General features: G+C 68.4%; 23 protein-coding genes. 8 read left to right on the plus strand and 15 right to left on the minus strand.

What is annotated here, in order from left to right; genetic code table 11:
* Positions 1-35: 35 nt before the first annotated feature.
* Entirely contained in the window at positions 36-554 is a 519-nt protein-coding gene (secB, locus tag J3P31_RS10930; protein WP_210528477.1) for a protein-export chaperone SecB, read from the minus strand.
* Between the two features lie 88 nt (positions 555-642).
* The gene (locus J3P31_RS10935) at positions 643-1,137 is read right to left on the minus strand and encodes an FxsA family protein (protein WP_210528478.1); all 495 of its coding nucleotides are present in this window, start codon (positions 1,135-1,137) and stop codon (positions 643-645) included.
* A 134-nt stretch (positions 1,138-1,271) separates the two neighbouring features.
* Here J3P31_RS10935 and J3P31_RS10940 point away from each other — a divergent pair, with 134 nt between their 5' ends.
* The 5 genes from J3P31_RS10940 (at position 1,272) to J3P31_RS10960 (ending at position 5,408) form a co-directional block, all read left to right on the plus strand.
* Complete coding sequence (locus tag J3P31_RS10940) at positions 1,272-1,934, plus strand: Tim44/TimA family putative adaptor protein (RefSeq protein WP_210528479.1); 663 nt, start codon at positions 1,272-1,274, stop codon at positions 1,932-1,934.
* On the plus strand, positions 1,931-2,965 hold the full coding sequence (gene mltA / locus J3P31_RS10945; RefSeq protein WP_210528480.1) for a murein transglycosylase A: 1,035 nt from the start codon (positions 1,931-1,933) through the stop codon (positions 2,963-2,965). Before J3P31_RS10940 ends, mltA begins: the two co-directional genes overlap by 4 nt.
* 179 nt (positions 2,966-3,144) lie before the next feature.
* The gene (locus J3P31_RS10950; protein ID WP_368373065.1) at positions 3,145-3,549 is read left to right on the plus strand and encodes a Smr/MutS family protein; all 405 of its coding nucleotides are present in this window, start codon (positions 3,145-3,147) and stop codon (positions 3,547-3,549) included.
* Positions 3,550-3,621: 72 nt separating this feature from the next.
* Complete coding sequence (locus J3P31_RS10955) at positions 3,622-4,575, plus strand: diacylglycerol/lipid kinase family protein (RefSeq protein WP_210528482.1); 954 nt, start codon at positions 3,622-3,624, stop codon at positions 4,573-4,575.
* The gene (locus tag J3P31_RS10960; RefSeq protein WP_210528483.1) at positions 4,572-5,408 is read left to right on the plus strand and encodes a metallophosphoesterase family protein; all 837 of its coding nucleotides are present in this window, start codon (positions 4,572-4,574) and stop codon (positions 5,406-5,408) included. Before J3P31_RS10955 ends, J3P31_RS10960 begins: the two co-directional genes overlap by 4 nt.
* Here J3P31_RS10960 and hslU read toward each other — a convergent pair.
* From hslU to regB, 10 genes are all read right to left on the minus strand, one after another.
* Complete coding sequence (hslU, locus tag J3P31_RS10965; protein WP_210528484.1) at positions 5,396-6,703, minus strand: ATP-dependent protease ATPase subunit HslU; 1,308 nt, start codon at positions 6,701-6,703, stop codon at positions 5,396-5,398. The genes J3P31_RS10960 and hslU overlap by 13 nt on opposite strands.
* 259 nt (positions 6,704-6,962) lie before the next feature.
* The gene (hslV, locus tag J3P31_RS10970; protein WP_210528485.1) at positions 6,963-7,520 is read right to left on the minus strand and encodes an ATP-dependent protease subunit HslV; all 558 of its coding nucleotides are present in this window, start codon (positions 7,518-7,520) and stop codon (positions 6,963-6,965) included.
* Positions 7,520-7,840, minus strand: a complete 321-nt coding sequence (gene trxA, locus J3P31_RS10975) for a thioredoxin (protein WP_210528486.1) — start codon at positions 7,838-7,840, stop codon at positions 7,520-7,522. Before trxA ends, hslV begins: the two co-directional genes overlap by 1 nt.
* An 85-nt stretch (positions 7,841-7,925) precedes the next feature.
* On the minus strand, positions 7,926-11,339 hold the full coding sequence (gene addA, locus J3P31_RS10980) for a double-strand break repair helicase AddA (protein WP_210528487.1): 3,414 nt from the start codon (positions 11,337-11,339) through the stop codon (positions 7,926-7,928).
* Between the two features lie 43 nt (positions 11,340-11,382).
* Positions 11,383-14,322 carry a double-strand break repair protein AddB gene (addB, locus tag J3P31_RS10985; protein WP_210528488.1) on the minus strand — a complete coding sequence of 980 codons (2,940 nt, stop codon included), beginning with the start codon at positions 14,320-14,322 and terminating at the stop codon, positions 11,383-11,385.
* Positions 14,322-15,005: a nucleotidyltransferase family protein gene (locus J3P31_RS10990; protein ID WP_438270297.1), complete on the minus strand. Its 684-nt coding sequence runs from the start codon at positions 15,003-15,005 to the stop codon at positions 14,322-14,324. Before J3P31_RS10990 ends, addB begins: the two co-directional genes overlap by 1 nt.
* A complete protein-coding gene (locus J3P31_RS10995) occupies positions 15,002-15,988 on the minus strand; it encodes an aminoglycoside phosphotransferase family protein (protein WP_210528489.1) in 987 nt (328 codons plus the stop codon). The genes J3P31_RS10990 and J3P31_RS10995 overlap by 4 nt, the downstream gene beginning before the upstream one ends.
* A complete protein-coding gene (tsaE, locus tag J3P31_RS11000) occupies positions 15,981-16,448 on the minus strand; it encodes a tRNA (adenosine(37)-N6)-threonylcarbamoyltransferase complex ATPase subunit type 1 TsaE (protein ID WP_210528490.1) in 468 nt (155 codons plus the stop codon). The genes J3P31_RS10995 and tsaE overlap by 8 nt, the downstream gene beginning before the upstream one ends.
* A 202-nt stretch (positions 16,449-16,650) precedes the next feature.
* Positions 16,651-18,210, minus strand: a complete 1,560-nt coding sequence (locus J3P31_RS11005) for a PAS-domain containing protein (protein WP_210528491.1) — start codon at positions 18,208-18,210, stop codon at positions 16,651-16,653.
* Between the two features lie 90 nt (positions 18,211-18,300).
* A complete protein-coding gene (gene regB, locus J3P31_RS11010) occupies positions 18,301-19,692 on the minus strand; it encodes a sensor histidine kinase RegB (protein WP_246849469.1) in 1,392 nt (463 codons plus the stop codon).
* Between the two features lie 85 nt (positions 19,693-19,777).
* Between regB and J3P31_RS11015 the strand changes: the two genes are divergently transcribed.
* On the plus strand, positions 19,778-20,401 hold the full coding sequence (locus J3P31_RS11015; RefSeq protein ID WP_210528493.1) for an SCO family protein: 624 nt from the start codon (positions 19,778-19,780) through the stop codon (positions 20,399-20,401).
* 69 nt (positions 20,402-20,470) lie between these two features.
* Entirely contained in the window at positions 20,471-21,031 is a 561-nt protein-coding gene (locus tag J3P31_RS11020) for an ActR/PrrA/RegA family redox response regulator transcription factor (RefSeq protein ID WP_303645124.1), read from the plus strand.
* 46 nt (positions 21,032-21,077) lie between these two features.
* On the opposite strand, the gene J3P31_RS11025 is transcribed toward J3P31_RS11020, so the two are convergent.
* Complete coding sequence (locus J3P31_RS11025; protein ID WP_210528494.1) at positions 21,078-21,947, minus strand: LysR family transcriptional regulator; 870 nt, start codon at positions 21,945-21,947, stop codon at positions 21,078-21,080.
* A 216-nt stretch (positions 21,948-22,163) separates the two neighbouring features.
* Positions 22,164-22,721 carry an HD domain-containing protein gene (locus J3P31_RS11030; protein ID WP_210528683.1) on the minus strand — a complete coding sequence of 186 codons (558 nt, stop codon included), beginning with the start codon at positions 22,719-22,721 and terminating at the stop codon, positions 22,164-22,166.
* A gap of 143 nt (positions 22,722-22,864) precedes the next feature.
* Between J3P31_RS11030 and ahcY the strand changes: the two genes are divergently transcribed.
* On the plus strand, positions 22,865-24,259 hold the full coding sequence (gene ahcY, locus J3P31_RS11035) for an adenosylhomocysteinase (RefSeq protein ID WP_210528495.1): 1,395 nt from the start codon (positions 22,865-22,867) through the stop codon (positions 24,257-24,259).
* Positions 24,260-24,568: 309 nt separating this feature from the next.
* Here the strand turns inward: ahcY and J3P31_RS11040 are convergent, their stop codons facing one another.
* Positions 24,569-24,988 (minus strand): EVE domain-containing protein, encoded by a 420-nt coding sequence (locus J3P31_RS11040; RefSeq protein ID WP_210528496.1) that lies wholly within the window; start codon positions 24,986-24,988, stop codon positions 24,569-24,571.
* Between the last annotated feature and the right edge of the window lie 12 nt (positions 24,989-25,000).

The raw sequence follows: 25,000 nt of genomic DNA on the forward strand, positions 1-25,000 counted from the left end.
GGCGGCCGCGCCTTGGACACGGCCGCCGGTCTTTGTCAGGCGTCCAGCTTGGGGGCGGCTGCCGGAGCCTGGGCGCGGCGCGCCAGCTCGTTCCGGTAAAGGGCCATGAAGTCGATCATCTCGAGGTTCAGGGGCGGGAACCCTCCGTCGCGGGTCACGTCGCTCACGATCCGGCGCAGGAAGGGGAAGGTGATGCGCGGGCACTCGATCAGGAGGTAGGGGTGCATCTGGTTCTCGGGCACGCCCTCGATCTGGAAGACGCCCACATACTCGATCTCGAGCACGAAGAGCACTTCGCCCGAGCTCTTGGTCTTCGAGGTCGCCGTCAGCTTGGTCATGACCTCGTACTGGTTGTCGCCGCCGCGCTTGCGGCCGTCGAGGCTCACCTGGACGGCGATCTCGGGCGCGACGTCGCTGGTCGTCACGCCCTTGCGGGCCAGGACGTTCTCGAAGGACAGGTCGCGGATGTACTGGGTCAGGATGCGCTGGCTGATCCGAGGAGCAGCGGCCGGCGTGGGGGAGGCCCCTTGCGGGGTCTCGGGCGTGTCTTGCATGGGGGTCCTCCCGGGGGACGCAACTGTTGCTTTGGCGGTGTTCCCTATCATCCCCCGGAGCCCGTCTCAATGCCGGGCGGAGCGGACCCTAGTGGCGCGTCCAGCCCGAGGGCCGATGAGTCGGCTGCTTGGGCGGCGGAACGTCTTCCCAGTCGGCCTCCAGGATGGGCCCTTGCGATGTCCGCGGCCGCATCTCCTCCCGGCCATAGGTCCGGGTCTGCAGGTTGACCACGCGGGCGCCCTTCCGGGCCAGATGCCGCACGACGGCACGCTGCACAGGAGGCAGGAGCAGCAGGAGCGCTACGATGTCGCTGAGGAATCCCGGCATGACGAGCAGGAGCGCGGCCACGAGCCCGAAGCCCCCCCGCAGCAGAGCCGGACGGGGATCCTGCCCGACGCGCAACGTGCCCCGCATCTGCGCCAGCGCCTCACTGCCCTGCCGCTTGAGGATCGCCACGCCGAGCAGCGTCGCGAGCACGACAAGGGCGAGGGTGCCCAGGATGCCGATCGCTCGGCCAATGATGACGAAGCCCGCGATTTCGGCCAGGACGAGGGCCGGGACGATCAGGCGTGCATTGAACATGAGAGCCTCCGAAGCGGGGATGCCCAGATCCTGTCGCGCGGCGGCGGCCGATGGACTTGATCCTACCCCCGGCATACATAGGTGACCCTAGGCCGCTGCACCACCCGCGGCCTTCATCCGGCCGCGAGGATCACATGAATTCACCGATCATCCAGCTTCTGGTCCTGGCTGGCATCGCCATATTCCTCATCCTGAGGCTGAGAAGCGTGCTGGGGAGCCGTGAGGGTTTCGAAAAGCCCCCGGTCGCGATCCCCGAGGCCACCGGTCGCAGGACCCGGCCCGAGCTCGAGGTGATCGAAGGACGGCCCGACCGCGACATCACGGACCACGTGCCCGAGGATTCGGAGCCCGCCCGTGCCCTCGCCGCCATGAAGGGAGCCGATCCGTCCTTCAATGTGCGCGAGTTCCTCCAGGGCGCCCGGGCGGCCTACGAGATGATCCTCATGGCCTTCGAGCGGGGCGAACTCGCGCAGGTCAAGCCATTCCTGTCGCCCGACGTCTACAATGCCCTGGCCCAGGTCGTGGAGGAGCGGCATCGCAACGGCTACAAGGTCGAGGCGACCTTCGTCGGCGTCAGCGACCTTGCCCTGAGGGACGCCAGCTTCGACCGATCCACCCGTGAGGGCGAGATCTCCGTCCGCTTCGTGGGCGAGCTCACCTCGGTCGTACGTGACAGCACCGGCGCCATCGTCGAGGGCTCTCCGACCGAGATCCGGCGGCAGAAGGATGTCTGGAGCTTTGCCCGGGTCATGGGATCGTCCGATCCGAACTGGATCCTGGTCGCCACCAGCGAATGATGAGATCCGGCAGCGCGGTCAGCGGCCTGGCCGCCCCGCCGCTGCGGGGCCTTCAGCTGACTCCGGTCGGTTTTGCCGATCTGGACGGATGGGCCGACGACGATCACGCCGAGGCGTTGCGGGTCTTTCGCGCCACCTGCGGCGCCCTGAACGGTCCGGCCTGGGCGCGGCTGGCCAGGTTGTCCCAAGGTGTCGGGACCTCCGAGGCGCGCACCTTCTTCGAGCGCAACTTCCGTCCCGTTCTCATGCAGGACGGTGAGGATGGCCTGTTTACCGGATACTTCGAGCCCGAGATCGAGGGTGATCTCGCCCCGTCGGAACGCTGTCCGGTGCCGATCTACCGTCTCCCGCCGGACCGGCCCGCGTCAGGGCCTTGGTTCACGCGATCAGAGATCGAAGCGGGCGCGCTTGATGGTCGCGGCCTGGAAATCGCCTGGGCAAGGGATCCGATCGACCTCTTCTTTCTCCAGGTGCAGGGATCGGGCCGGCTTCGCTTGCCAGGGGGCAAAGTCATGCGGATCGGTTATGCCGGGTCCAATGGCCACCCCTACAGGTCCATCGGGCGGGCGCTGCTCGACCGGGGTGCCTTGAGCCCGGAGCGGTCGACGGCCGAGGATGTCCGGACCTGGCTGCGCGCCCATCCCGAGGAAGGCGCCTCGGTGATGCGGATCAATGCGTCCTATGTCTTCTTTCGGGAGCTGGTGGACCTGTCCGCCGATGCGGGACCCCTGGGCACCCTGGGGCAGCCCGTCACGGCCGGGCGTACCCTTGCTGTCGATCCGGGCTGCGTGCCTCTGGGCGCGCCGGTCTGGATCGAGATGCAGGGTCCTGAACCGCTTCGCCGCCTGATGGTCGCTCAGGACACCGGAAGCGCGATCAAGGGCGCGCAGCGGGCCGACATCTTCTTCGGCACCGGCGTCGAGGCCGGTCGAAAGGCTGGCCGTGTCCGGAACGGCGGGCGCATGGTCGTCCTCTTGCCCGCTGACGGCGAGGGACCTGCGCCCGTTTCAGCGGCGGCCGATGCGTCGTGACACGGCGGCTGTCGTCAGAAGAACGTGAGCTCTGGGACCGCGTCAGGGGCAGCGCGATCCCGCTTCATGCCGAGACCAAACCCATTCCGGCACCAGCCCCCAAGTCACCCGATCCCCTGCCGCGGCCGGCTTCGGCTGAACCATCCGCGACCTTGGCCCCGTTCCGCGTCGGACAGGTGGTGGACCATCGACGCTCGGACGACCTCCTGCCGGGCCTGGTGGAAAGCTTTGCGCGGATGCCGCTGCGGATGGACGCCGGTCAGTTCGGCCGGATGAAGCGTGGCAAACTCAGGCCCGAGGCGCGGATCGACCTCCACGGCATGACCCTGGCCGAGGCTCATCCCGCTTTGACGTCCTTTATCCTTGGATCGCGTGCCGCGGGGCGTCGCTTCGTGCTGGTCATCACCGGAAAGGGCCGAGTCTCCGACGACCTTGCCCCGATGCCGGCCCGGGCGGGGCGGCTTCGGCATGACGTCCCGCGCTGGCTGATGCTGCCGCCATTGGCGGGAGCCGTGCTTCAGGTCGCCCCCGCGCACCAGCGGCATGGAGGGGAAGGAGCGCTCTACGTCTATCTTCGGGCGTGAGATCGGGGAAACCGGGATCGGCCCGCTTGCGTTGCGTCCTCGCGCATGTCGCGCCAAGCCCTGGACCCGAAGATGCCCGATCAGACTCCTGCCGCCGCCTTCGACCGTATCTGCGTGATCTGCAACGAAGGATCAGGCCGTAACAGCCGGGAGGCCGATGCGATCAAGGCCGCCATGGACGTTCTGGGACCCCGAGCGGTGATCCGGCGGGTGAAGGGCGAAGACATCAAGGAGGTCGCCCGCCAGGCTGTCCGCGATGGTTTCGGCGCGGTGGTGGCCGCCGGTGGGGACGGGACGATCATGACGGTTGCGGGCGCCGTAGCGGGATCTGGCCGGCGCTTCGGCGTGCTGCCGCTCGGGACGTTCAACTACTTCGCGCGGGGGCTCGGGGTGCCCGAGGATCCTGCGGGCGCCGCGCAGGTCATCCTGGACGGGGCCACCCGCCGCATGTCGCTGGGGGAGGTCAACGGCCAGGTCTTCCTGAACAACATCAGCCTGGGCATCTATCCCGCGATCCTGAGGGCGCGGGAGGACGTCTACGCGCGGTGGGGGCGGCGGCGCATCGCCGCACACTGGTCGGCTGCCAAGACCTTCGCGCGGTTCCAGCGCCCGCTTTATCTCAACATTCAGGCGGACGATCAGGAGATGCGGGTGCGCACTCCGCTTCTGTTCGTGGCACGCTCGGTCTATCAGCTCGAAAGCTTCGGCCTGGCCGGAAGCGACTGCGTCGCCCAAGGCAAGTTCGCGATCTTCGTGGCCCCCGACACCGGCCGCGTGGGGATGTTCGAGAAGGCCTTCCGGCTCGTGCGGCGCAACATGCGCGAAGGGCGCGACTTCGACCTGACCTGCGCGGAGCAGGTGACCATCGCCACCCGATCGCGCCATCTGACCGTGGCCTGCGACGGCGAGAAGTTCCGCATGCAGACCCCCCTGCGGCTCAGGATCCGCCACGACGCCCTGGAGGTCTTTGCGCCCAACCAGGCCGACTCGGGATCGGTGCCGGAGTCGGCCGGGGCTGCGGCATGAGGCGCATCCTCCACATCTCGGACCTGCATTTCGGGCGCACGCGGCCCGACCTGCTCGATCCCCTCGTGGCTCTTGCGGCCGAGACGACGCCGGACCTTGTCGCGATCTCGGGGGACTTCACCCAGCGCGCCCGGCGAGGGCAGTTCGTGGAGGCGGCGGCCTTCCTGGACCGCCTGCGTTCGCCTTGGCTCGCTGTCCCGGGGAATCATGACGTTTCGCTGGACAACGTGATGATCCGGCTGCTCGATCCCTGGGGGCGGTACCGGAGCCTGATCCATCACGATCTCTCGCCCCGGCACGAGGACGAGGAGATCACGGTGATCGGCCTCAATACGGTCAACCGCTACGTGCATCAGGCCGGACGGATCGGCCGCTCTCAGCTCCGGAGCATCGCGACCGCCTTCCAGGAGAACCCGCAGAAGACCGTCGTCGTCGTGATGCACCATCCCCCCGAGCACCCTTTGGGCTCGGACAAACGGCTCATGCGACACTCGGCCCAGGGCGTGGAGGCCCTGCGGAAGGCCGGAGCCGACATCGTGCTGTCCGGGCACCTCCACAACGCCCATGTGGCCCCTCTGACGGCCGCACCAGGGGTGTTGCTGGTTCAGGCCGGGACGGGCCTGTCCACGCGCCTGCGGAACGAGCCCAACACCCTGAACCTCCTGACGATCGAGCCGGGACACGTCCGCATCGACCGCTACGCCGCCTTCGAGAAACCCGTCTTCGAGATCATCGAAACCGCGTGGTTCGGGCGCGACCCGTCCGATCCCAACGCCCCCTGGGAGGCGGTGACAGGAACCGCGACCGCGCCCCGGACGGCTCAGAGCACGTAACGGCCCAGATCGGCACGGGCCATCAGCGCGCCCAGGTGCTTCTCCACGAAGCCGGCGTCCACCGTGACCTTCTCGCCGCCGCGGTCGGGCGCGACGAAGCTCAGGTCCTCGAAGACACGTTCCATGACCGTGTAAAGCCGGCGGGCCCCGATGTTCTCCACGGTCCGGTTCACCTCGGCGGCGATGCGCGCCAGGGCGGCGATGCCATCCTCGGTGAAGGTCACGTCGACGCCTTCGGTGCCCATCAGCCCTGCATACTGCCGCGTGAGGGCGTTCTCCGTTTCGGTCAGGATCCGGACGAAGTCCTTCTCCGTGAGCGGCTGAAGCTCCACCCGGATCGGGAGGCGCCCCTGAAGTTCCGGCAGCAGGTCCGAAGGCTTGGCGATGTGGAAGGCGCCCGAGGCGATGAACAGGATATGGTCGGTCTTCACCGGCCCGTGCTTCGTGGACACCGTCGTGCCCTCGATGAGAGGCAGCAGGTCGCGCTGGACGCCTTCGCGGCTCACGTCGGCGCCGCGCGTTTCGGCCCGGGCGCAGACCTTGTCGATCTCGTCCAGGAACACGATCCCGTTCTCCTCCACGGCCTGCAAGGCGGACCGGGTCACCGTTTCGTCGTCGAGAAGCTTGTCGGCCTCCTCGTTCAGGAGGATGTCATAGCTTTCGGCCACGGTCATGCGCTTGCGGACGGTGCGACGGAAGGCCTTGCCGAAGAGATCGCCCAGCGAGGCCATGGCCATGCCCTGTCCGCCGGGCAGGTCGAGCCCGGGGGGAAGGCCCATGGGGCTCGAGGTGTCGTTCAGCTCCAGTTCGATCACCGTGTCATCGAGCTCCCCGGTCTTGAGCTTGCGCCGGAACGCGTCGCGGGTGCCGGAGCGGGCATCCTCTCCTGCAATGGCCGTGATGACCCGATCCTCGGCCGCCTGCAGGGCCCGGGCCCGGACATCCTCGCGCATCTGCTCGCGCGTCTGGACGATGGCTGCGTCCACCAGATCGCGGATGATCTGCTCCACGTCCCGGCCCACGTAGCCCACCTCGGTGAACTTCGTCGCCTCGACCTTCAGGAAAGGTGCCCGGGCCAGACGGGCCAGGCGGCGGCTGATCTCGGTCTTGCCGACCCCGGTGGGCCCGATCATCAGGATATTCTTGGGGGTGACTTCCTGGGCCAGGTCGGATGGGAGCTGCTTGCGGCGCCAGCGGTTGCGCAGCGCCACGGCGACGGCCCGTTTTGCAGCGTCCTGGCCGATGATGAAGCGGTCCAGCTCGGATACGATCTCGCGGGGGGTCAGGTCAGTCATGGTCGCTTTCGGATGAAGGTGGTCAGGCTCCAGATGGGGCCGGCGGGCTGGGTGCTCAAGGCGCAGTCAGGCCACGGACGCCCGGAGCGGGCAAGCGGAGCGAGCCGAGGCCCCACGGACCCGCCCCGGCCCGCCCCGGCCCGGATGCATCCGGCCTCGCGATCGGAGGCCCCCGCGCCGGCTCGGGGCCTGCTGCAACGTGGCGCAAAGGGACGGACAGCCGAATCCGGGTGTCGGCGCCCGCCCTTGCCCTGGCCCGTCACGACGGCAGGGCTTCGACCGTCAGGTTGCCGTTCGTGTAGACGCAGATCTCGGCCGCGATGGACATCGCCTTGCGGGCGATCGTCTCGGCGTCCAGATCCGTGTCCATGAGCGCGCGGGCCGCCGCGAGCGCATAGTTTCCGCCCGATCCGATGGCCGCGACGTCGTTCTCCGGCTCGAGCACGTCGCCTGCCCCGGTCACCACAAGGAGCGTGGCCCCATCGGTGACGATCAGCATGGCTTCCAGCTTCTGGAGATATTTGTCGGTGCGCCAGTCCTTGGCCAGCTCCACCGCCGCGCGGGCAAGCTGGCCGGGCGAGGACTCGAGCTTGGACTCGAGGCGTTCGAGCAGGGTGAAGGCGTCGGCGGTGCTCCCGGCGAATCCCGCGACCACGCTGTGCCCCCCGGGCGAGAGACGGCGCACCTTGCGCGCCGTCCCCTTGATGACGGTCTGGCCCAGAGAGACCTGGCCGTCGCCCGCCACCACGACCCGTCCCTCCTTGCGGACCGCAAGGATCGTCGTGCCGTGCCAGCCGGGAAAATCGCCGTCAGCCATCAGATGGCCGAGTCGATCCAGGCCTGGAGCGCGGCCTTGGGCGCGGCCCCGGCCCGGTTCGAAACGGGCTTGCCGTCCTTGAACAGGAACAGGGCGGGGATGCCGCGCACGCCGAGCTGGGCGGCCGCGTTCGGGTTTTCGTCCACGTTGACCTTCGCGATCTTCACGCGGTCGCCGTACTGGGTGGACAGTTCCTCGAGGGCCGGGCCGATCATCCGGCAAGGACCGCACCATTCGGCCCAGAAGTCGACGACCACGGGAACGGAGGAATTGCGGACCTCGGCGTCGAAGGTCGCGTCCGTAACGGGAACGGTGGCCATGATGGCACTCCTGCAAGAGCGTCGCGGCACAAGGGACGCAACGCGTGGGGTCGGACGGCGAAGGTATGGAGCGCTTCCGTAGGCGTCAAGTCGGCAGGCCGGATCCGGTCGCGCGGCGCAGGGCCGCCATGACGAGAGGAGAAGGCAGGTAGGTCAGCTGCGCCGCCCGCGTCCAGAGGACGGCCGTGCGGATCTCCCGGCCCGGATAGAGCACGCCCAACATCGCCGCATAGGCGCCAAGCTGGCGAAGGATGCCCTCAGGGACCTGTTCGGCCGTATTGGGAACGACGCGGTTGGTCTTGAAGTCAATGGCCGTGACGATGTCCGACGTCACGACCAGGCGGTCGATCAGGCCATGAAGCCGTCCCAGCCCGTCCACCTCGGCGCTGAGCTCGATCTCGGCCAGGGTGTCGGGCCCGAAGAGGTCGGCAAGCTCGGGGTTGGCGATCAGCTCGCCGGCCTCGGCGACGATCTGCTCGAGATCCCCGGCCAGGAAGGCCTCTTCTGTGGCGGCCAAAAGCGCCAGGACGGCCTTGGGGGAGGTCCGGGGCAGGTGCTCGAGCGCGAGATGCATGAGGTGCCCACGCGCAAGGGACCGGGCGCGGACAGCTTCCGGGTCCTGGTCCGCGTCCTCGTCGTCCAGGATCTTGGCCCCTCCCAGGTCCGAAGGGGCGCGGGCCTGGAGGTGCGGCCCGGGCGTGGTCACAGGGGCCAGGTCCGGCACGGGAACGACCGGCTGGGGCAGACGGCGCGCCCGGCGCGGTGCCAGGGGCAGGTGATCCCAGTCGCCTCCATAACGCCGGCCCATGCCGTCCAGGACCGGGACCTGAGGCGCCTCCAAGGCATCCAGGCCCTTTTCGACAGCGCCGTGCCAGCTCTCCGGGCCACATTCCCCGGCCGCGCAGACGACCAGCCAGGACTCGGCCCGGGTCATGGCCACATAGAGCAGGCGCCGCCGTTCGCGCTCCTGCGCGTCGAGGAGAGAGGCCCGCCTGTCCCGCATGGCACGCGGCATGTCGCTCCGGCCACAGGCCCACAGGACGTAAGGGCGGCCCGGCATGGAGTAGAGCGGCGACAGGGGAGGCGCATTGCGCTTGGCGCAGTCGGGCAGGAACACGATCGGCGCTTCCAGACCCTTGGAGCCGTGAACGGTCATCACGCGGATGCGGTCGCCGGCGGCGTCCATCTGGCGCTTCACCTCCGCTTCGTCCTGCCCTCTCCATTCCAGGAAGCCGGTCAGGGAGGGCACGGATTCCTGCTCATAGGAGAGCGCCTGGGACAGGAACGCATCGATCCCGTCCTCGGCCTCGGGGCCGAGCCGGGCGAGCAGCCGCCTCCGCCCGTCGTGCCGGAGCAGGAGTCGGTTCACGAGATCGTAGGGCCGGAGGAAGTCGGATTTCCGCCGCAGGTCGTCGAGGATCGCCCGCGCCTCGCAGGGCGGCGCATGGCAGAGCGCCTCCCACAGGGTCTGTCCTTCGGGACGGGGCTGGGCCAGCTGGAAGAGCTGCTTCTCGGTCCAGTTAAAGAGCGGGCTCTTGAGAGCGCAGGCAAGGGACAGCGAGTCGTCGGGAAGAGCCAGGAACCGGAGCACCGCCTCGATGTCGCGGACGGCCAGTTCGGCCCGCAGCTTGAGCCGGTCCGCCCCGGCCACGTCGAGGTTGCGCTTCTTGAGCTCCCGGATGATGGCCGAGAACAGCGCGCTCCGGCGTTGCACCAGGATCATCACGTCGCCGGGCGTCACGGGCCGACGCATCCAGGTCCCATCCACCTCCACAGGCAGGGTGCCGTCCCGGAGGATTTCCTCGACCGATCGGGCCACCTGCTCGGCCAGCAGGATCGACTCGCTTCGCGGATCCTCCGAATCGACCGGGTCCGTCCAGTGACGCTCCTCCCGGGTCTTCTCGGCCTTGGGAATGGCGGGCCAGAGATCGACCCGACCCGGCATTCCGGCCTTGAAGGCAAGGTGATGCGGCGCGGCATCCCCCAGGCCCTCATGGTCCTGGAACGTGGCGTCCACGACCCGCAGGACGGCTTCGGAGGAGCGGAACGAATACTCCAGCGCAGTGGACTGGAGCGTTTGACCGATCCGGCCCAACCGTTCGCCGAAATGCGCCTGCATGCGGTCGAAGCCTTCGGCGTCCGCTCCCTGGAACGAGAAGATCGACTGCTTGCGGTCCCCGACGACAAAGATCGTGCGACGGCGTTGCGGGTCCCGCCCTTCCCCGGCCGCGAACTCGTCGGCCAACTTCTCGATCACCGCCCACTGGCCCGGCGATGTGTCCTGCGCTTCGTCCACGAGGATGTGGTCAATGCCGCCATCAAGGCGCCAGAGCACCCACTGGGCCACGGCCGGATCGGTCAGCAAGCTCCGCGCGCGTGCGATGAGGTCGTCGAAATCCAGGAGGCCGCGGGCCAGCTTCTTGCGCTCATAGGCGTCCACGAAGGCGCTTGCGAAGGCATGGAGGTCGCGGTTGCGGGCGTGCGCCGCCAGGCAGAGCCGCAGGTCGCGCGCGGCCTCCACCTCCTTCATCAGCTCCTCGAGACGCTCGACGAGTTCGGGCTCCTTGGTCCGGAGCGCCTTGGTCGGGAAGGCCCCGATCTTGGCGGTGTAGGGGCCGCTCTTTTCTGCGCTCTCACCGTATAGGAACCACCGTTCAAGCTCGGCCAGACTGTCGAGGCTGAACCGGACCTGGGCGCAGACCCGGGCCAGCGCGACGCCCGCCTTCTTGTCCGTGACGGTGCCGGTGCCGCACAGCGTGACGACGTCCCGTAGCAGCTGCCGCCGTTCAGTGGACTCGATGCAGGCCAGGAGCGACTCTTCGGTCACGTCCTCTGCCAGATCGAGCAGCCCGCGAAGGTCAGCCTCGCTGGGACCGGGCCAGAACGCTTCACGCTTTCCTGCGATCTCCTCCAGCATGCGTTCGAAGGCATCGCCGGACAGGTGCTGCGCCACGGCATCCACCAGGGGCGCTTGGGAACCCGTGGCCATATCCTCGGCCACCTCGGCCCGCAGCAGAGCCATGCCACGGTCGTCCAGCTCGCGGAACTGCGGCGAGACCCCGGCTTCGAGTGGAAAGCGACGCAGAAGCGAGGCGCAGAACGCGTGGATCGTCTGGATCTTGAGGCCGCCCGGCGTCTCGAGGGCCTGAGCGAAAAGACGGCGCGCCTCCCGAAGGTTCACGGGCTCCAAGCCTTCGGTCAGGCCAAGAAGGCGGAGCTCCTCGATGAGCTGGTCATCCTCCTTCATCGCCCAGCCGCCCAGCCGACGGAACAGGCGGGTCTGCATCTCGGCGGCTGCGGCCTTGGTGTAGGTGAGGCACAGGATGTTGGCGGGATCGACCCCAGCCAGCAGGAGCCGTGCCACCCGATCGGTGAGCACGCGGGTCTTTCCGCTGCCCGCGTTGGCCGAGAGCCACGTCGAGGCCAGAGGATCCGCGGCTTGGCGCTGCCGCTCGGCCGCCGGGTGGTCGGCCAGGAAGGTCGGGCGGGGAGCGGTCATCCGGAAGCGGGCGAGGTCCTGGGTGGCGTCGGGTCCGACGCTATCAGACCATGTCCTCCGGCGTCACGGGGGTCGCATGATCCCATTCGCCGTATCGTGCAAGATGGTCATGGTCGCCTTCCCAATCTTCCCGCTCGACCGCCATGCGCGCCGAGAAGCCGCGCGCGGGGTCCATCCAGGCGCGCAGGAGGACCTGGAGTTCCTCCCAGACCTGATCGGGCGAGATCTCGGACAGGGGCGCCCTGATGACCTGAGGATTCGACCCGAGCCCGACGAAGGCGGCATCCGCGACTTTGAGGGCCCCCAAGGCCCCGAAGGCGCCTCGTTCGGCCATTGCCGCCATGAGGAGCAGCTGCTTTGCGAACTGCTTCTGCTGCTTTTCGGTCGGGACCTGCCCGGTCTTGTAGTCGAGGATGACCGCCTTGCGGTCCGGGGTGAGGTCGATGCGATCCGCCTTGGCCACGAGGACGATGCCAAGGCCGGGCAGCTCGATCTCGCCCTTGGTTTCGAAGAGCTGGGGCGTGGCCCGGGTGCGGCGGTCGGCTTCGGTTTCAAGGAACCACGGAGCCACCCGCGCCAGATGGGCCAGCCACAACCGTCGCATCACGGGCCAGGCGCAATCTGTTTCAAACACCTCGGAGGCGGTCTGAAGAAGTTTGAGAGCTGCTTCGGGCTGTTCCGGAGAGACCCCGGCCTTGATGAAGTTCTCCAGGGCGCGATGCATGACGGTGCCACGCAGCGGAGCGTCCGGAGCCGCCGTGAGCGGGTCGAGGGCCGGCAGGCGGAGCACCGATTCGGCGTAGACGGAGTAGGGGTCCCGGCGCAGCCTCTCGATCGCGGTGACCGAGATGCGTCGGGGGCGTGCCCAGACCGGCGGCCGGGGTGAGGGCCGGGGTGCCGGCTCGAGGCGTTGCTGGGGGCGCGACAGGGCTGCCGCACGTGCGAGCCATCGGTCGCCGCGTTCCCGCATTCGGGCGATCGCGTCGGGGCCGCCTTGCCCCGGCAGTCCGTCGAGCAGGTTGGCGAGGCGGTTGAGCCACCGCGACGGGACGGTCGGGGCCTCGTCGGTCCGCACCGCCCGTGTGATCCAGGCCTCCGGGGCGCCAAGGGCCAGCATGTAGTCCAGAGCGGTCTGGCCAATGCGACGTTCGGGTAGGGGCAGGCCTGCGGTTTCCCGCATGCGACGATTGAGCCAGGGATCGGTCGATGCGGCCGGGGGCCAGACCCCTTCGTTCATGCCGCCGAGGATGACGAGGTCGGCTGTTTGCGCCCGCGATTCCAGCGTGCCCCAGATCAGCGCCTGGGGATGGCCACGGTCCCGGTCCCTGACTTCGGCAGTATCGAGCACGCCATCGAACAGGCTCGCGTAGTCGCGGGGCGAGAGGCGTCCCCCGGCGTCCGCATGGCGGGCAAGCTGATCGCAGACCCGGCGAGCCTCGCGTCCCGCAGCCTCCTGCCAGAGCGGTGATGTGCCGGCCGAGTCCGGGGCCGAGGCAAAGGCCTCGGTCAGCGCCAAGTGGTCGGCGACGTGCTCGGACAAGGGCCGGTCGTCCCGCGGATGCAGGCGGTCGAGCAAACTGGCCAGCCAGTCGGCCCAGGCGGAGACCCCGGGATCCTGGCCGACCTGTCGTGCCGCAAAGCTACGGATCGCCGCCGAGCCAACGACCGGAGGACCCCGGCGGCGGAGCGACAGCTCCAGTTCGTGCGTGCGGCGAAGATGGGGTCCCCGGTCGCTGCTGGCGTGGCAGAGCGGATGCTTGAGGAGGGACAGCAGCATCTCTCCGGAGATCCGGGCGCCCCTCAGATCCGCGACCTGCCGCAGGAGACGACCCGGTGGCGATAGCGGCAGAGGCTCGCCTGCGCTGTCGTCCGGGCTCACCCCCCAGCGGTCCAGCGCGGCCGCGACGGCGCGCGTGAGCACCCGGTCGGGCGTCACGAGGGCGCAGGTCCGACCCTCCTCGATGGCCTCCCTCATGCGAAGCGCGATGGCTTCGGCCTCGCTCCGGGGGGAGGGGGCCTCGATCAGGGTGAGATGCTCGCAGGCGGGGGCGAGGTCGCCCAGGAGCGGACCTTCGGACAGCCATTGATCGGTCACGGGTGGGGGACGAAGGGACAGGGACACCAGCCGGTTGCGCAACGCGCAGGCGGGCGGAGTCGGGGTCCAAGACCCCACTTCGGCGGGGCCGAGGCCCAGCCGGCGCAGAAGGCAAGCATACAGGAACTGGGGGTGATCCTCGCCCGTCAGCGGGCTGTCGAGCCGGTCCCATATCGGTCCGGGCAGGTCCGTGTCGAAGCCGGGCAGGACCACCGCCCCTTGCGGCAGGCGCGACACCACCTCCATGAGCCGCATCGTTGCCCCGCGCGATCCCGTGGCTCCGGCGACGATCATCGGGTCGGCCGGCGGGGCGGTCAGCCATTGCCGTTCCAGCCGGTCCACCACGCGGCGCATCCGCGCGTCGCCGTCAGGCGCACCCTCGGCTTCGAACCACGGCTCCAGGATGCGGAGGAACTTGAGCGAGCGCGCCCAGTGGCCGGACAGATCCGCCACGTCGAGCCCGGCAATGGCCGAGGGCGGCACGCCTTCGCCCTGCATCTCTTCCATCAGATCGGCCAGGCTGTCCGAGAGGTCGAAGAGCCGGGCCCGGGGCGCGAGGTCAGGTTCCCTCGCCAGGAGGGCAGCAATCAGCTGCGACAGCTCCAACCGACGGCGCAGCGCCGGAACCGGCGGCGGCAGGTCAGCGCCGATCGGATCCAGCGCGACGTCGCCGATCAGGCGGATCCGCGGCACGATCCGCGCGGCTCCTTTGTCGAAGGCGTCGCGCAACTGGCGCTGCATGCGGCGGGTGGGAACATAGATCGTGACGCGGGCCCAACTCTCGGGCGAACCCCCGTCGAGCCGCTGGGCCAGACCGCGCAGCATCTCGCGCGCGAAGTCCGCCCCGGGCGGCAGGCCGAAGACGCGAGGCCCCGGGGAACTGAACATCAGCCAGCCTCCGCCTGCAGCAGACGTTCCGCCAGCCGGAGGTTCTCGGGCCGGCCCACGTCGCACCATTGCCCCTCATGGACAAGGCCAAAGAGCCCGCCCCGCGCGGCAGCCCGGTCCCAAAGCCGGTTCAGGGAGAACACAGGGTCGGAAATTTCGGCCAGTCCTTCGGTGCGGAGGATCTGCGCGCCCGTATAGACATGACCGGTCCCCCGGGCGAGACGCCCCGTGGGGTCAATGTCGAAATCACCCTGGCCCGCATAGCCCAGGGCCTGCGAAGTCGGGACCAGAAGCAGCAAGGCCTCCATTCGGGGCGACCACGCCTGGCCCAGGGCGATCAGCGGATTGGGTCCCGTCCAGGCCGCATCGCTGTTGAGCGTCCAGACCGGACCTTGTCCCAAGAGCGGCAAGGCCGCCTTGAGGCCGCCGCCCGTCTCGAGAAGGCGCTCGCTCTCGTCCGAGATCCGAACAGGGTGGCTGGCCAGATAGGTGCGGAGTTGGTCCGCCTTGTAGTGAACATTCACCACGGTGGGCTCCGCGCCCGCCTCCCGGGCGAAGTCCAGCGCCTGGTCGATCAGACGGCGGCCCGCCACCTCGATCAAAGGCTTGGGCCGGTCCGCCGTCAGGGCCCCCATGCGGGTGCCGAGCCCGGCGGCGAAGATCATGGCCGGGTGCGATGTCACGAGCGGACCTCGGGCGGCGGGACAGCCCTGCCGATCAGGTCCGCCATCGGGCTCAGGGCCGGATGTTCCAGATCCGCGCGGATGTGCGCATGGACCCGAGGCATCAAGGCCAGATAGCCGGGCTTGCCTCTTTCATGGGCGAGGCGCGCGAAGATCCCCAGGATGCGCAGGTTGCGTTGGAGTCCCAGCACGGCCGCGGCCGCAGTGACCTGGGCGTCCTCGCGCCCCGTCGCTTCCGCGAAGCGACGCATCATGGCCGTGCGCAACTCATCTCCCGTGTCCCGCCTCGCATCGCGGAGGAGGGAGGCCAGGTCGTATTCGGGCGGGGCCAGCAGGGCATCCTGGAAGTCCAGAAGGCCAAGACGGTCGGTCCCTTCGCGCTCCGGGCGCCACACGAGGTTCTCGGCATGGTAGTCGCGCAAGGCCAGGACGCTGGGTGTGCCGGCGTGGACTTCCAGCACCTCGCGCAGCCGGCCCGTGACCTCGGCTGCGAGACGGGGGTCGGTGTCGGGCGCGTAATGCTCCCACAAGGGTGCGATCATGCCCGCGGCCCGGAGCGGTGTCAGCGCCACCAGGCCCTCGGGAGGCGGGGCCGGCTGCAGGCGGCCCAGGACGTCGACGGCCACTCCGTACAGGAGACGGGTGTCGTCCGGTTGCCGGTCCAGCCACCCGGCCATGTGCGAAAATCCCAGATCCTCGATCAGCAGAAGGCCGCCGTCCCGCGCCAGGACTTTGGGGGCGCAGAGATCCAAGCTCAGAAGATGCTGCCCGATGCTCAGGAATGGGGCGACGGAGTCGGGTTCGGCTTGGGCGTCCATCAGGATGGCGGTGCGCCCCTCAGGTCCCCAGAGCCGTTCATACCTGCGGCCCGACGCGTCCCCGGCCAAGGGCTCGCGCCGCCAGCCTGCCACGCCCGTGGCGGCGAGGAACTCCTGGCAAGGATCGATTTCCTGGTCCGAAACAAGCGGGGTGGCGTCAGGCATCGAGGCCCTCCAGGCGCGGCTTCCATTCAGGCGAGCCCGAAAAGGTCGCGACCCGCGCCTCCTCGTCGGATGGGGCGAGGTCGAGCACCAGGGCCGTCGGTGGGGCCAGGGGGCCAAGACGGTCGGGCCATTCGATCAGGCAGATCGCCTCTTCCATGGCAACGGCGAGACCCAGCTCCAGAACCTCCTCGGGATGCGACAGACGATAGAGATCCGCGTGCCAGAGGGTGTCGTCGCCCTCACCATAGGTCTGGACGAGAGTGAAGGTCGGAGACGGGACCTCCGCCTGGGGATCGCCCAGCCGGGCCCGGATCAACGCTCGGGCAAAGGCGGACTTTCCGGCCCCCACGGGACCCCTGAGCAGGACGGTGTCGCCGGGCACCAGACGATCGGCCAGGCTCGCGGCCAGATGGGCGGTATCGGCTTCCGTGAAGAGGGTCTTGGGTCCGGCCAGCAGCATGTCCTCCAGACTACGCAGTCCGGCCGAACCCCGCCAGCCCCGCGCGGCAGGGACTACGACGTCCCTTCCGTGACGTGTCGGATCAGCGATGACAGTCGGGCAGAAGGCCACGACGTCCCACCATGCCGACCCGCTCGACTTCGGCTTGGCAAGTCCTGCCGAATCCGAGCCGTTCCGTCGGTGACTGGGTCCGACGGTGTCTTCAGGAGGCTACCTGAGTTGGACCGAGCCGGTGTTCAGGGTCCTCACGGAACATCGCAAGGAGACCGCCCCCGGTCAGAGTGACCAGGCGGACCCGGAGACGACGGCCGTCCCTGTGCTCCAGCGCCGTTTCCAGCGGGACCCGGGCGGAGTCCGACCGGGCGTGGAGCTGCGCCCAGAACGGGGTGGGGAGGCAGGCCCGCTCCCATTCGGCGGCTTCGGCCTGGAGGTGACCCGGATCGGTCGTTCCTTCGGTGCGTCGCCAGAGCCGGGCATAGGCCATGTTCCAGAGCGTCAGGTCCCCGGTCGGGGAGAAGGCAGCGACAGCGTCGTCCAACGCATCGAGCGCGTTGCGGGCCAGGCTGAGTTCGGCCCGGAACCGGCGCGTGAGCCCGATCTCGTCGCTGATGTCCTCGAACAGGAAGGCCACTGCGCCGTCGGGGTGCGGCCGACCCGTGACCCGGTAGATCTGGCCATTGGGCAAGCTCCAGTTCTCGCAGTACTGCCCCTGGGCGGCGGCGGCCTCGAGGGCGGCGACCTCGTCGCGCCAACCTGCATAATCGCGGGGCTCCGGGAGGATCTTGGCCTCACGGAGGCGGTCGAGCACGGTCTGGACCACGGGCCGTCCGCTCAGGAAGCCGATGGGCAGGCCCGTGAGGTCGACGAAGGCCGGGTTGAAAAGGACGAGACGGCGGTCACGGTCGAAGATGGCCAGCCCGGTTCGCAGCGAAGCGAAGGTCTTGGCCAAGGTCTGCACGAAATGCTGACGTGCGGATTCGGCCAGGACGAGGCCGCTGACGTCATTTGCGAAATGCAGGCTGCCTTCCCCGCGGCGCACGCTCGTGACTTCGTACCAAACAGGGCTCTCGCCGACGGGCCGGGGGAGTGAAAGGCGGCGTTGCCGGCACTCTCCTTCGTTCAGGTCGCGCGGGGGCTCGAAGAGAGGCGCCGCGGGCCAGAAGGATCGGCCCCCTTCGGCCTGAGCTGGATCATCCGGTGCAACGCGATTCCGGTCCGAGAGCTCCAGGTAAGCGCGGTTCGCCCAGGACAGCTGATCCTGGGAGTCCTGCGTCCAGATCGGCAGGGGCGCATCCTCGGCGAGGCCGCGCAGCAGGAGCAACTCCGCTTCCAGCGCATCCACGGACAGGCGATCGACACTGCCCACCGACCGGCAGTCGGTCCTGAGTGTCAGGCGAAGCAGGCCGTTCTCCTCCTCGGCCTCAAGGGTCTCGAGGCCGTCGATGGAGGTCAGGATCAATCGCCCGTTCGCGCGCAGCTCGGACAGGCGGTGTGTCAGGACCGTGCCGAACCTGCCCCCCACGACGTCCGCTAGTCGTGACAGATCCGAGTCAGCCCGGCGCTTGCCCCGGAGGAGTTGCCGTGCCGCTGGGGTTGCATCCACCAGCGTGCCGCCTTCGAAAAGGAAGATGACCGCCCCGCCGGCCGATAATGAACGGACAGGTGCCGCATCCGTCCAGCGATCAAGGCCAAAGACAATCGCGGATGCCCCGACGAACGCGGAAAGTCCCGCGCCGAGGATGTTGAGGGCGTGCAGCACCATTCCTCCTGTCCAGGCCATCTTGGGCAGGAATGGGCAGGAAAGATTAATTAGCAGTTAATCACTTTCGCCGAGTGGCTTGGGGATGCCTCTTTAGCTGTGCGGGACCACACCGGGCTCTGCAGCCGTGGGCTCGGCGCTTGCCGGTGACGCAGCCGACAAGGCACCGTAGGGCCATGCCACCACTGCGACGGCCCCGCCGCCCGCGTCGTTGGCGAAGGTGAGTCGAGCGCCCGTACGTTCGAGCAGCGACTTGGCGATGAACAGGCCAAGGCCCATTCCCTCATACCCCGGGCGAGGCGGATCGGCTTCGTGCAGGACCGGTCGCGACGACGGCCGGCCTCGCATGAACGGGTCTCCGATGCGGTCGAGGAGTGCCGGTTCGAAGCCGGGTCCATCGTCCCGGATCCGCACGACAAGGCGGTCCCGCGTCCAGTCCAGGCGGATCTCGACGCGGCTGTTGGCGAAATCCACGGCGTTCTGCACGAGGTTCCTCAACCCATGGACGATCTCGGGGCGGCGCGGGATCTCGGGCTGGCGCCCGGCGGCCACCAGGATCTCGACCGCCTTGCCACGGTCCAGATGCGGCTCGGCCGCCTCGCGGAGGACCGCCTCGAACGGCGCCCTGTCCAGGTAAGGGTCGCGTCGTCCCTCCCGGCCCATGGCGCGAAGGATGTCGCGGCACCGGTCGGCCTGCGCGCGCAGCAGCTCGGCATCCTCGCGCAGGTCGGCAAGTTCGGGATGATCGCTCAACTCCTCGATCATCTCGCTGGACACCAGCTTGATGGTGGCCAGCGGAGTGCCCAGCTCGTGGGCCGCGGCGGCAACGACGCCGTCCAGATCCGACAGGCGCTGCGCCCGGTCCAAGGCGAGCTGCGTGGCGGTCAGGGCCTCGCTGATGGCGGCCATCTCGGCCGTGACGCTTCGGGCATAGAGCCCCAGGAACCCGACGCCGATCATCAGGGCCACCCAGAACCCCCACAGGAACAGGCGGGGCGTCTCGAGGGGGCCGGCCGAGGTCAGCAAAGGCAGGTGCCAGGGTCCCAGCGCGGTGATGATGGTGAGCGTGAGGCCACCCAGCACCAGGGTGCTCCGAGGGTGCAGGACGCTGGCTGCGATCGTCACGGGCGCCAGCAGGAGCAGCGCAAACGGGTTGTTGAGCCCGCCCGTCAGCGCGAGCAGGAGTCCCAGTTGCAGGATGTCGAAGGTCAGGAGCAGGGTGGCCTCCCGCTCGGTCAAGCGGCGGGTGGGGGAGGTCGTGAAGGTGGCCACGAGATTCACCACCACCGAGGCCCCGACGGCCAGGGAGGCGGCGCCAGTGGCGATGTCCAGACTCAGGACCTTGGTCGCCACGACGAGAGCGGCGACCTGTCCGGCGATGGCCAGCCAGCGAAGGACCGTCAAGGTGCGCAGGGGCACCCATTCGCGGCGGCGCACGGGACCCAGAGCATCGGGCCAGGAGAGATCGGTGTCGGCGTCCGGCAGCACGGACCTCCTTGCGGCGGATAGGCGCATTGTTACGTACCGTCGGCGGGTCGATCAACGCCCGGAACAGCTAGGAGGATCGCGCATGCGGACCAGAACCTTTGCGCTCGCGGCCGGTTTCGTGGCCGTGGCCGGCGTGGCGGGAATGGCCTTGGCCCCTCGGTTCGGGGGGGCGGGTGACGCCTTTGCCGACTGCCGCGAGGGACAGGTGGCGGGGGGCGACATCGGCGGACCCTTCACCTTGGTCAACGGCGCGGGACAGACGGTCACGGACCGCGATGTCATCGTCGAGCCCTCGATCCTTTACTTCGGCTTCACCTCCTGCGCCGATGTTTGTCCATTGGACGTCGCCCGCAACGCGCAGGCCGTGGACCTGCTGGAGCAGAGGGGGATCGAAGCCACGCCGGTGTTCATCTCGGTCGATCCGGATCGCGACACGCCCGAGGTCGTGGCGAGCTACGCCCAGAACTTCCACCCCCGCATGGTGGGCCTCACGGGAAGCGCCGAGCAGGTCGCCGAGGCCGCTCGCTCCTACAGGGTGTACTACGCCAAGCAGGATGGTGACCCGGACTACTACCTCGTCGACCACTCGGCCTTCAGCTACCTCGTTCTGCCCGGGGTCGGGTTCGTTGATTTCGTGAACCGGGATGAAACGCCCGACGAAGTGGCGAACAAGCTGGAATGCTTCGTCAAGGCGGCGGCTGCCTGAACCAAGGCGCGTTGACGTGGGGATGGGCTGTTCTATTCTCGGGCCATGGCGCCCGAAGGTCCTCTTCCCATGTCAGACCAGATGCCCGAGGATCTCGATCTCGGGCCGGATCCGTCGTTGCTCCTTGTGGATGACGACGAGGCGTTCCTGCGCCGCCTCGGCCGCGCGATGGAGCGCCGCGGCTTCCAGGTGCAGATGGCCGGGTCGGTGGCGGCCGCGCTGGCCGCGATCGCGCTGAACCCTCCGGCCTATGCCGTGGTGGACCTGCGCCTTGGAGACGGCAATGGCCTTGATGTCGTGGAACGCCTCCGGGACACGCGGGGGGACGCCCGGGTGATCGTGCTGACCGGCTACGGCGCGATTGCAAGCGCCGTGGCGGCCGTGAAGATCGGCGCCATCGACTACCTGTCCAAGCCCGCCGACGCCGCAGAGGTCACGCGCGCGTTGCTGGCCCGCGCGGGAGACTTGCCCGAGCCACCCGAAAACCCCATGAGCGCCGACCGGGTCCGGTGGGAGCACATCCAGCGCGTCTATGAGATGTGCGACCGCAACGTCTCGGAGACCGCACGCCGACTAGGGATGCATCGGCGGACGCTCCAGCGCATCCTGGCCAAGCGTAGCCCGAAATAGCGATGCCCACCTTCGCCCGTTTCACGTGAAACATGTCTGAAGCGGATCAGCCCTCGGCGGCGACCGACCTCAACCATGTCATGAAGCGTCGCAAGGCCCGGCTGGGCGGCACCTTCCGGCGCACCATCCAGTAACCGAACCGCGCATCCGTGGACGTTCGAACCGCCTGGAGCCGTCCAGAGGCGATGTCTTCCCCGATCAGGGCCCCGAGTTCGACGTAAAGTCCATAAGCGGCCCGTGCGGCGGAGAGGGCGAGTTCTTCCGTCGGCATGGTGGTCGCCTGAAGGTGATCGGGATCCAGCCCGATCCGGCGCAGCCAAGCTCGCTCCTCGTCGGCCCCGGCCTCGAAGATCCAGGGCATGACGGCCATCTCCTCGGGTGTGAGGGATGACCGCCCTTCCAGGAGCGCCGGGGCCGCCACGATGGTATAGGCGGCAGGCACGAGGAGCTCGGCCTTGAGGCCGGGCCACTGGCCGTCGCCGAAGCGGATGGCCAGATCCATGCGGGCCTGCACGAGATCGATCACCTGCCGATCCGGATGAAGCGCAATGGGCACTTCCGGGTGCTCGGCCCAGAACCGCCCAAGTCGCGGCATGAGCCATTGGCTCGCGAAGGCCGGGGTCAGCGTCACCCTCAGGGGCCGCCCTTCTTCGCCGGTCCGCACCTCCTCGATGGCTGCCGCAATGCCTTCAAAGCTCAGGGTCAAGGCCGAGGCGAGCCTTTTCCCCTCCGGCGTCACGGCAAGGCCCCGTCCCGCCCGCTCGAGCAGCGTGACTCCCAAGTGAGCTTCGAGACTGCGGACCTGCTGGGCGATGGCGGCGTGCGTGACGTTCAGTTCGCGGGCCGCGGCCGAAAAACCGCCGGTCCGAGCGGCCGCCTCAAAGGCCCGGAGGCTGGTGAGCGAGGGAAGGTACATGAAAGCCAACCTAACAGATGTGCAGGATTCCTGCCTCGCAGCCGGTGAGGGCTTCGCCTATCTCAGCGTGGTAAGTTGAAGGAATTGAGGTCATGTTCCAAATTCTTGTTGAAGCGATCAGCGTTGCTGCCCGCGCCCCGCACCACCCCGAAGCCGCCCCCGACCGGAGGATGCGTCGCTTGCGCCGCGTGGTCTGGCCGCGCCTCGGGTGAACCGTCATTCGGCGAGTTCCGAATGCCGCCGAAGGAACGCAGCGCGCGTTTCCATCGGCGGCCTGAGCCGAAGCACGAGGCCGGCGAGCACTCCATCGGGCGGACGCCCGAAGATGCGATCGGCCTCGGCCACTGAGAAACCGGCGATCCGAGTGGCCTCCAGCCAGGCGCTGATCCGGTCCGCTTTCTTGATGGCTGCCTTGACCTCCCGCGGGAGGGTGGCCGGCAGGCCGAAGCGGAGGTGCACTGCCGCTGCGAGCCGCGCGTCGAGCGCGCCATAACCTTCTCCCAGAACGGTCTTCACGGGCGAGATCATGTCGCCGATGACGTATTCGGGGGCGTCATGCAGCAGCGCGGCCAGACGCCAGCGCGTCGTCGGGTCGGGGGCCGTCGCTCCGAAGATCTCTTCCACAAGAAGGGAATGCTCGGCCACGGAGTAGGGCCAGTCCCCGACCGTCTGGCCATTCCAGCGGGCCACGAAGGCCAGGCCGTGGGCGATGTCCTCGACCTCGATGTCGAAGGGCGTGGGGTCGAGCAGGTCCAGCCGCCGTCCCGAAAGCATCCGTTGCCATGCGCGCCTGACCACCTTGACCTCCGTCGTGCTTGCGCGATGTAGCCAGCCCGGCCGGGGTTCGCCAAGTAATTGCCGGTTAACGAGGGGAATGCTAAGTCCCGCCGCTGAACACGCCCAAGAAGGAGCCGCGCATGCCCGCCGACCACATCGTCAAGGACCTCGGCCTTGCCGCCTTCGGGCGCAAGGAGCTCGCCATCGCCGAGACCGAGATGCCGGGCCTCATGGCGCTGCGCGAGGAGTTCGGCGCGAGCAAGCCGCTCAAGGGCGCCCGCATCGCGGGATCGCTCCACATGACCATCCAGACCGCCGTCCTGATCGAAACGCTGGTGGACCTCGGGGCCGAGGTCCGTTGGGCCTCGTGCAACATCTTCTCCACCCAGGATCACGCGGCGGCGGCCATCGCCGACCGCGGCATCCCCGTCTTCGCCATCAAGGGCGAAACCCTGGAGGAGTACTGGACCTACACCGACCGGATCTTCCAGTTCCCGGAAGGCACGGCCAACATGATCCTGGACGACGGCGGTGACGCCACGCTTTACATCCTGCTCGGCGCACGCGTCGAGAATGGCGAAACGGACGTGATCGCCGTGCCGACCTCGGATGAGGAGGTCTGCCTTTTCAACCAGATCAGGAAGCGTCTCGCGGAGGCGCCCGGCTGGTTCACCCAGCAGCGCGAGGCGATCCGCGGCGTCAGCGAGGAAACGACGACGGGCGTGAAGCGTCTTTACGACCTTCACAAGAAGGGCCTGCTGCCCTTCCCGGCGATCAACGTGAACGACTCCGTCACCAAGTCCAAGTTCGACAACAAGTACGGCTGCAAGGAATCGCTGGTGGACGGCATCCGCCGCGCCACCGACACCATGATGGCCGGCAAGGTCGCGGTGGTCTGTGGCTACGGCGACGTGGGCAAGGGCTCGGCTGCCAGCTTGCGCGGCGCGGGCGCCCGCGTGAAGGTCACCGAGGTCGATCCGATCTGCGCGCTGCAGGCGGCGATGGACGGCTATGAGGTCACGCTCCTCGAGGACGAGGTCGCGACCGCGGACATCTTCATCACTACGACCGGCAACAAGGACGTCATCCGGCTCGAGCACATGCGCGAGATGAAGGACATGGCGATCGTCGGCAACATCGGCCACTTCGACAACGAGATCCAGGTCGCAGCACTCCGCAACCACAAGTGGACGAACATCAAGGAACAGGTGGACATGATCGAGATGCCGTCGGGCAACCGGATCATCCTCCTGTCCGAAGGGCGGCTCCTCAACCTCGGCAACGCCACCGGCCACCCCAGCTTCGTGATGTCGGCTTCGTTCTCGAACCAGGTTCTGGCCCAGATCGAGCTGTGGACGAAGCCGGGCGACTATGCGCCGGGCGTCTACATCCTGCCCAAGACGCTGGACGAGAAGGTGGCGAAGCTCCACCTCAAGAAGATCGGGGCCAAGCTCACCGAACTCAAGAAGGATCAGGCCGACTACATCGGCGTGACGGTCGAAGGCCCCTTCAAGCCTGAACATTACCGCTACTGAGGGCACCCGCCCGACCAAGGCCGGAGGACTCCGGCGCTCCGACTTTGCGGAACAGGCCTCCGGGATGCCGGGGGCCTTCTTCGTATTCAGGCAATTGACTAAAATTCTTGGCGCTTGGCATTTGGTTCGTCGGCGTTGCGATGCTAGTACCGCCATGAGCCAGGACGGTTCGGACCAAGACCTTCGTCGCGTGTGGGAGCGCGGGTGAGGAGAAGGGGTTCCGCTCCGTCCTGCGGAACCCCTTCATGCATTTCCAGGAACTGCTTCGGTGTAGCGCGATCCGGGCATGTGGCCCAAGGACCGGCTGGCTCAGGGCTCCGTCCCGCCCAACTCGCAGATCCGTTGCCATTCCTCGGGACGAACGGGTTGGACCGACAGTCGGCTGTTCCTCACCAGCACCATGTCGGCCAAGCCCGGCTCCGCCCTGATCTCATCGAGCGTGACGGCCCGGGTCAGGGGACGCAGGGCGCGCAGATCGACGCAGTCCCAGCGCGGGTCCTCGGAGGTGCTGTCGGGGTGCGCGGTGCAGATGACCTCGACGATCCCGACCACCTCGCGCCCCTTCTGGGAATGATAAAAGAACCCACGGTCGCCGGGAACCATCGCACGCATGTTGTTGCGGGCCTGGTAATTGCGGACCCCGTGCCACTCGCCGCCGGCGTCGCCCAGGGCGACCTGCTGGTCCCAACTGAAGACGTCCGGCTCGGACTTGAAGAGCCAGTAGGCCATTGCTGCTTCCTT

The organism is Rubellimicrobium arenae, from assembly GCF_017916275.1.
GTDB lineage: Bacteria > Pseudomonadota > Alphaproteobacteria > Rhodobacterales > Rhodobacteraceae > Rubellimicrobium > Rubellimicrobium arenae.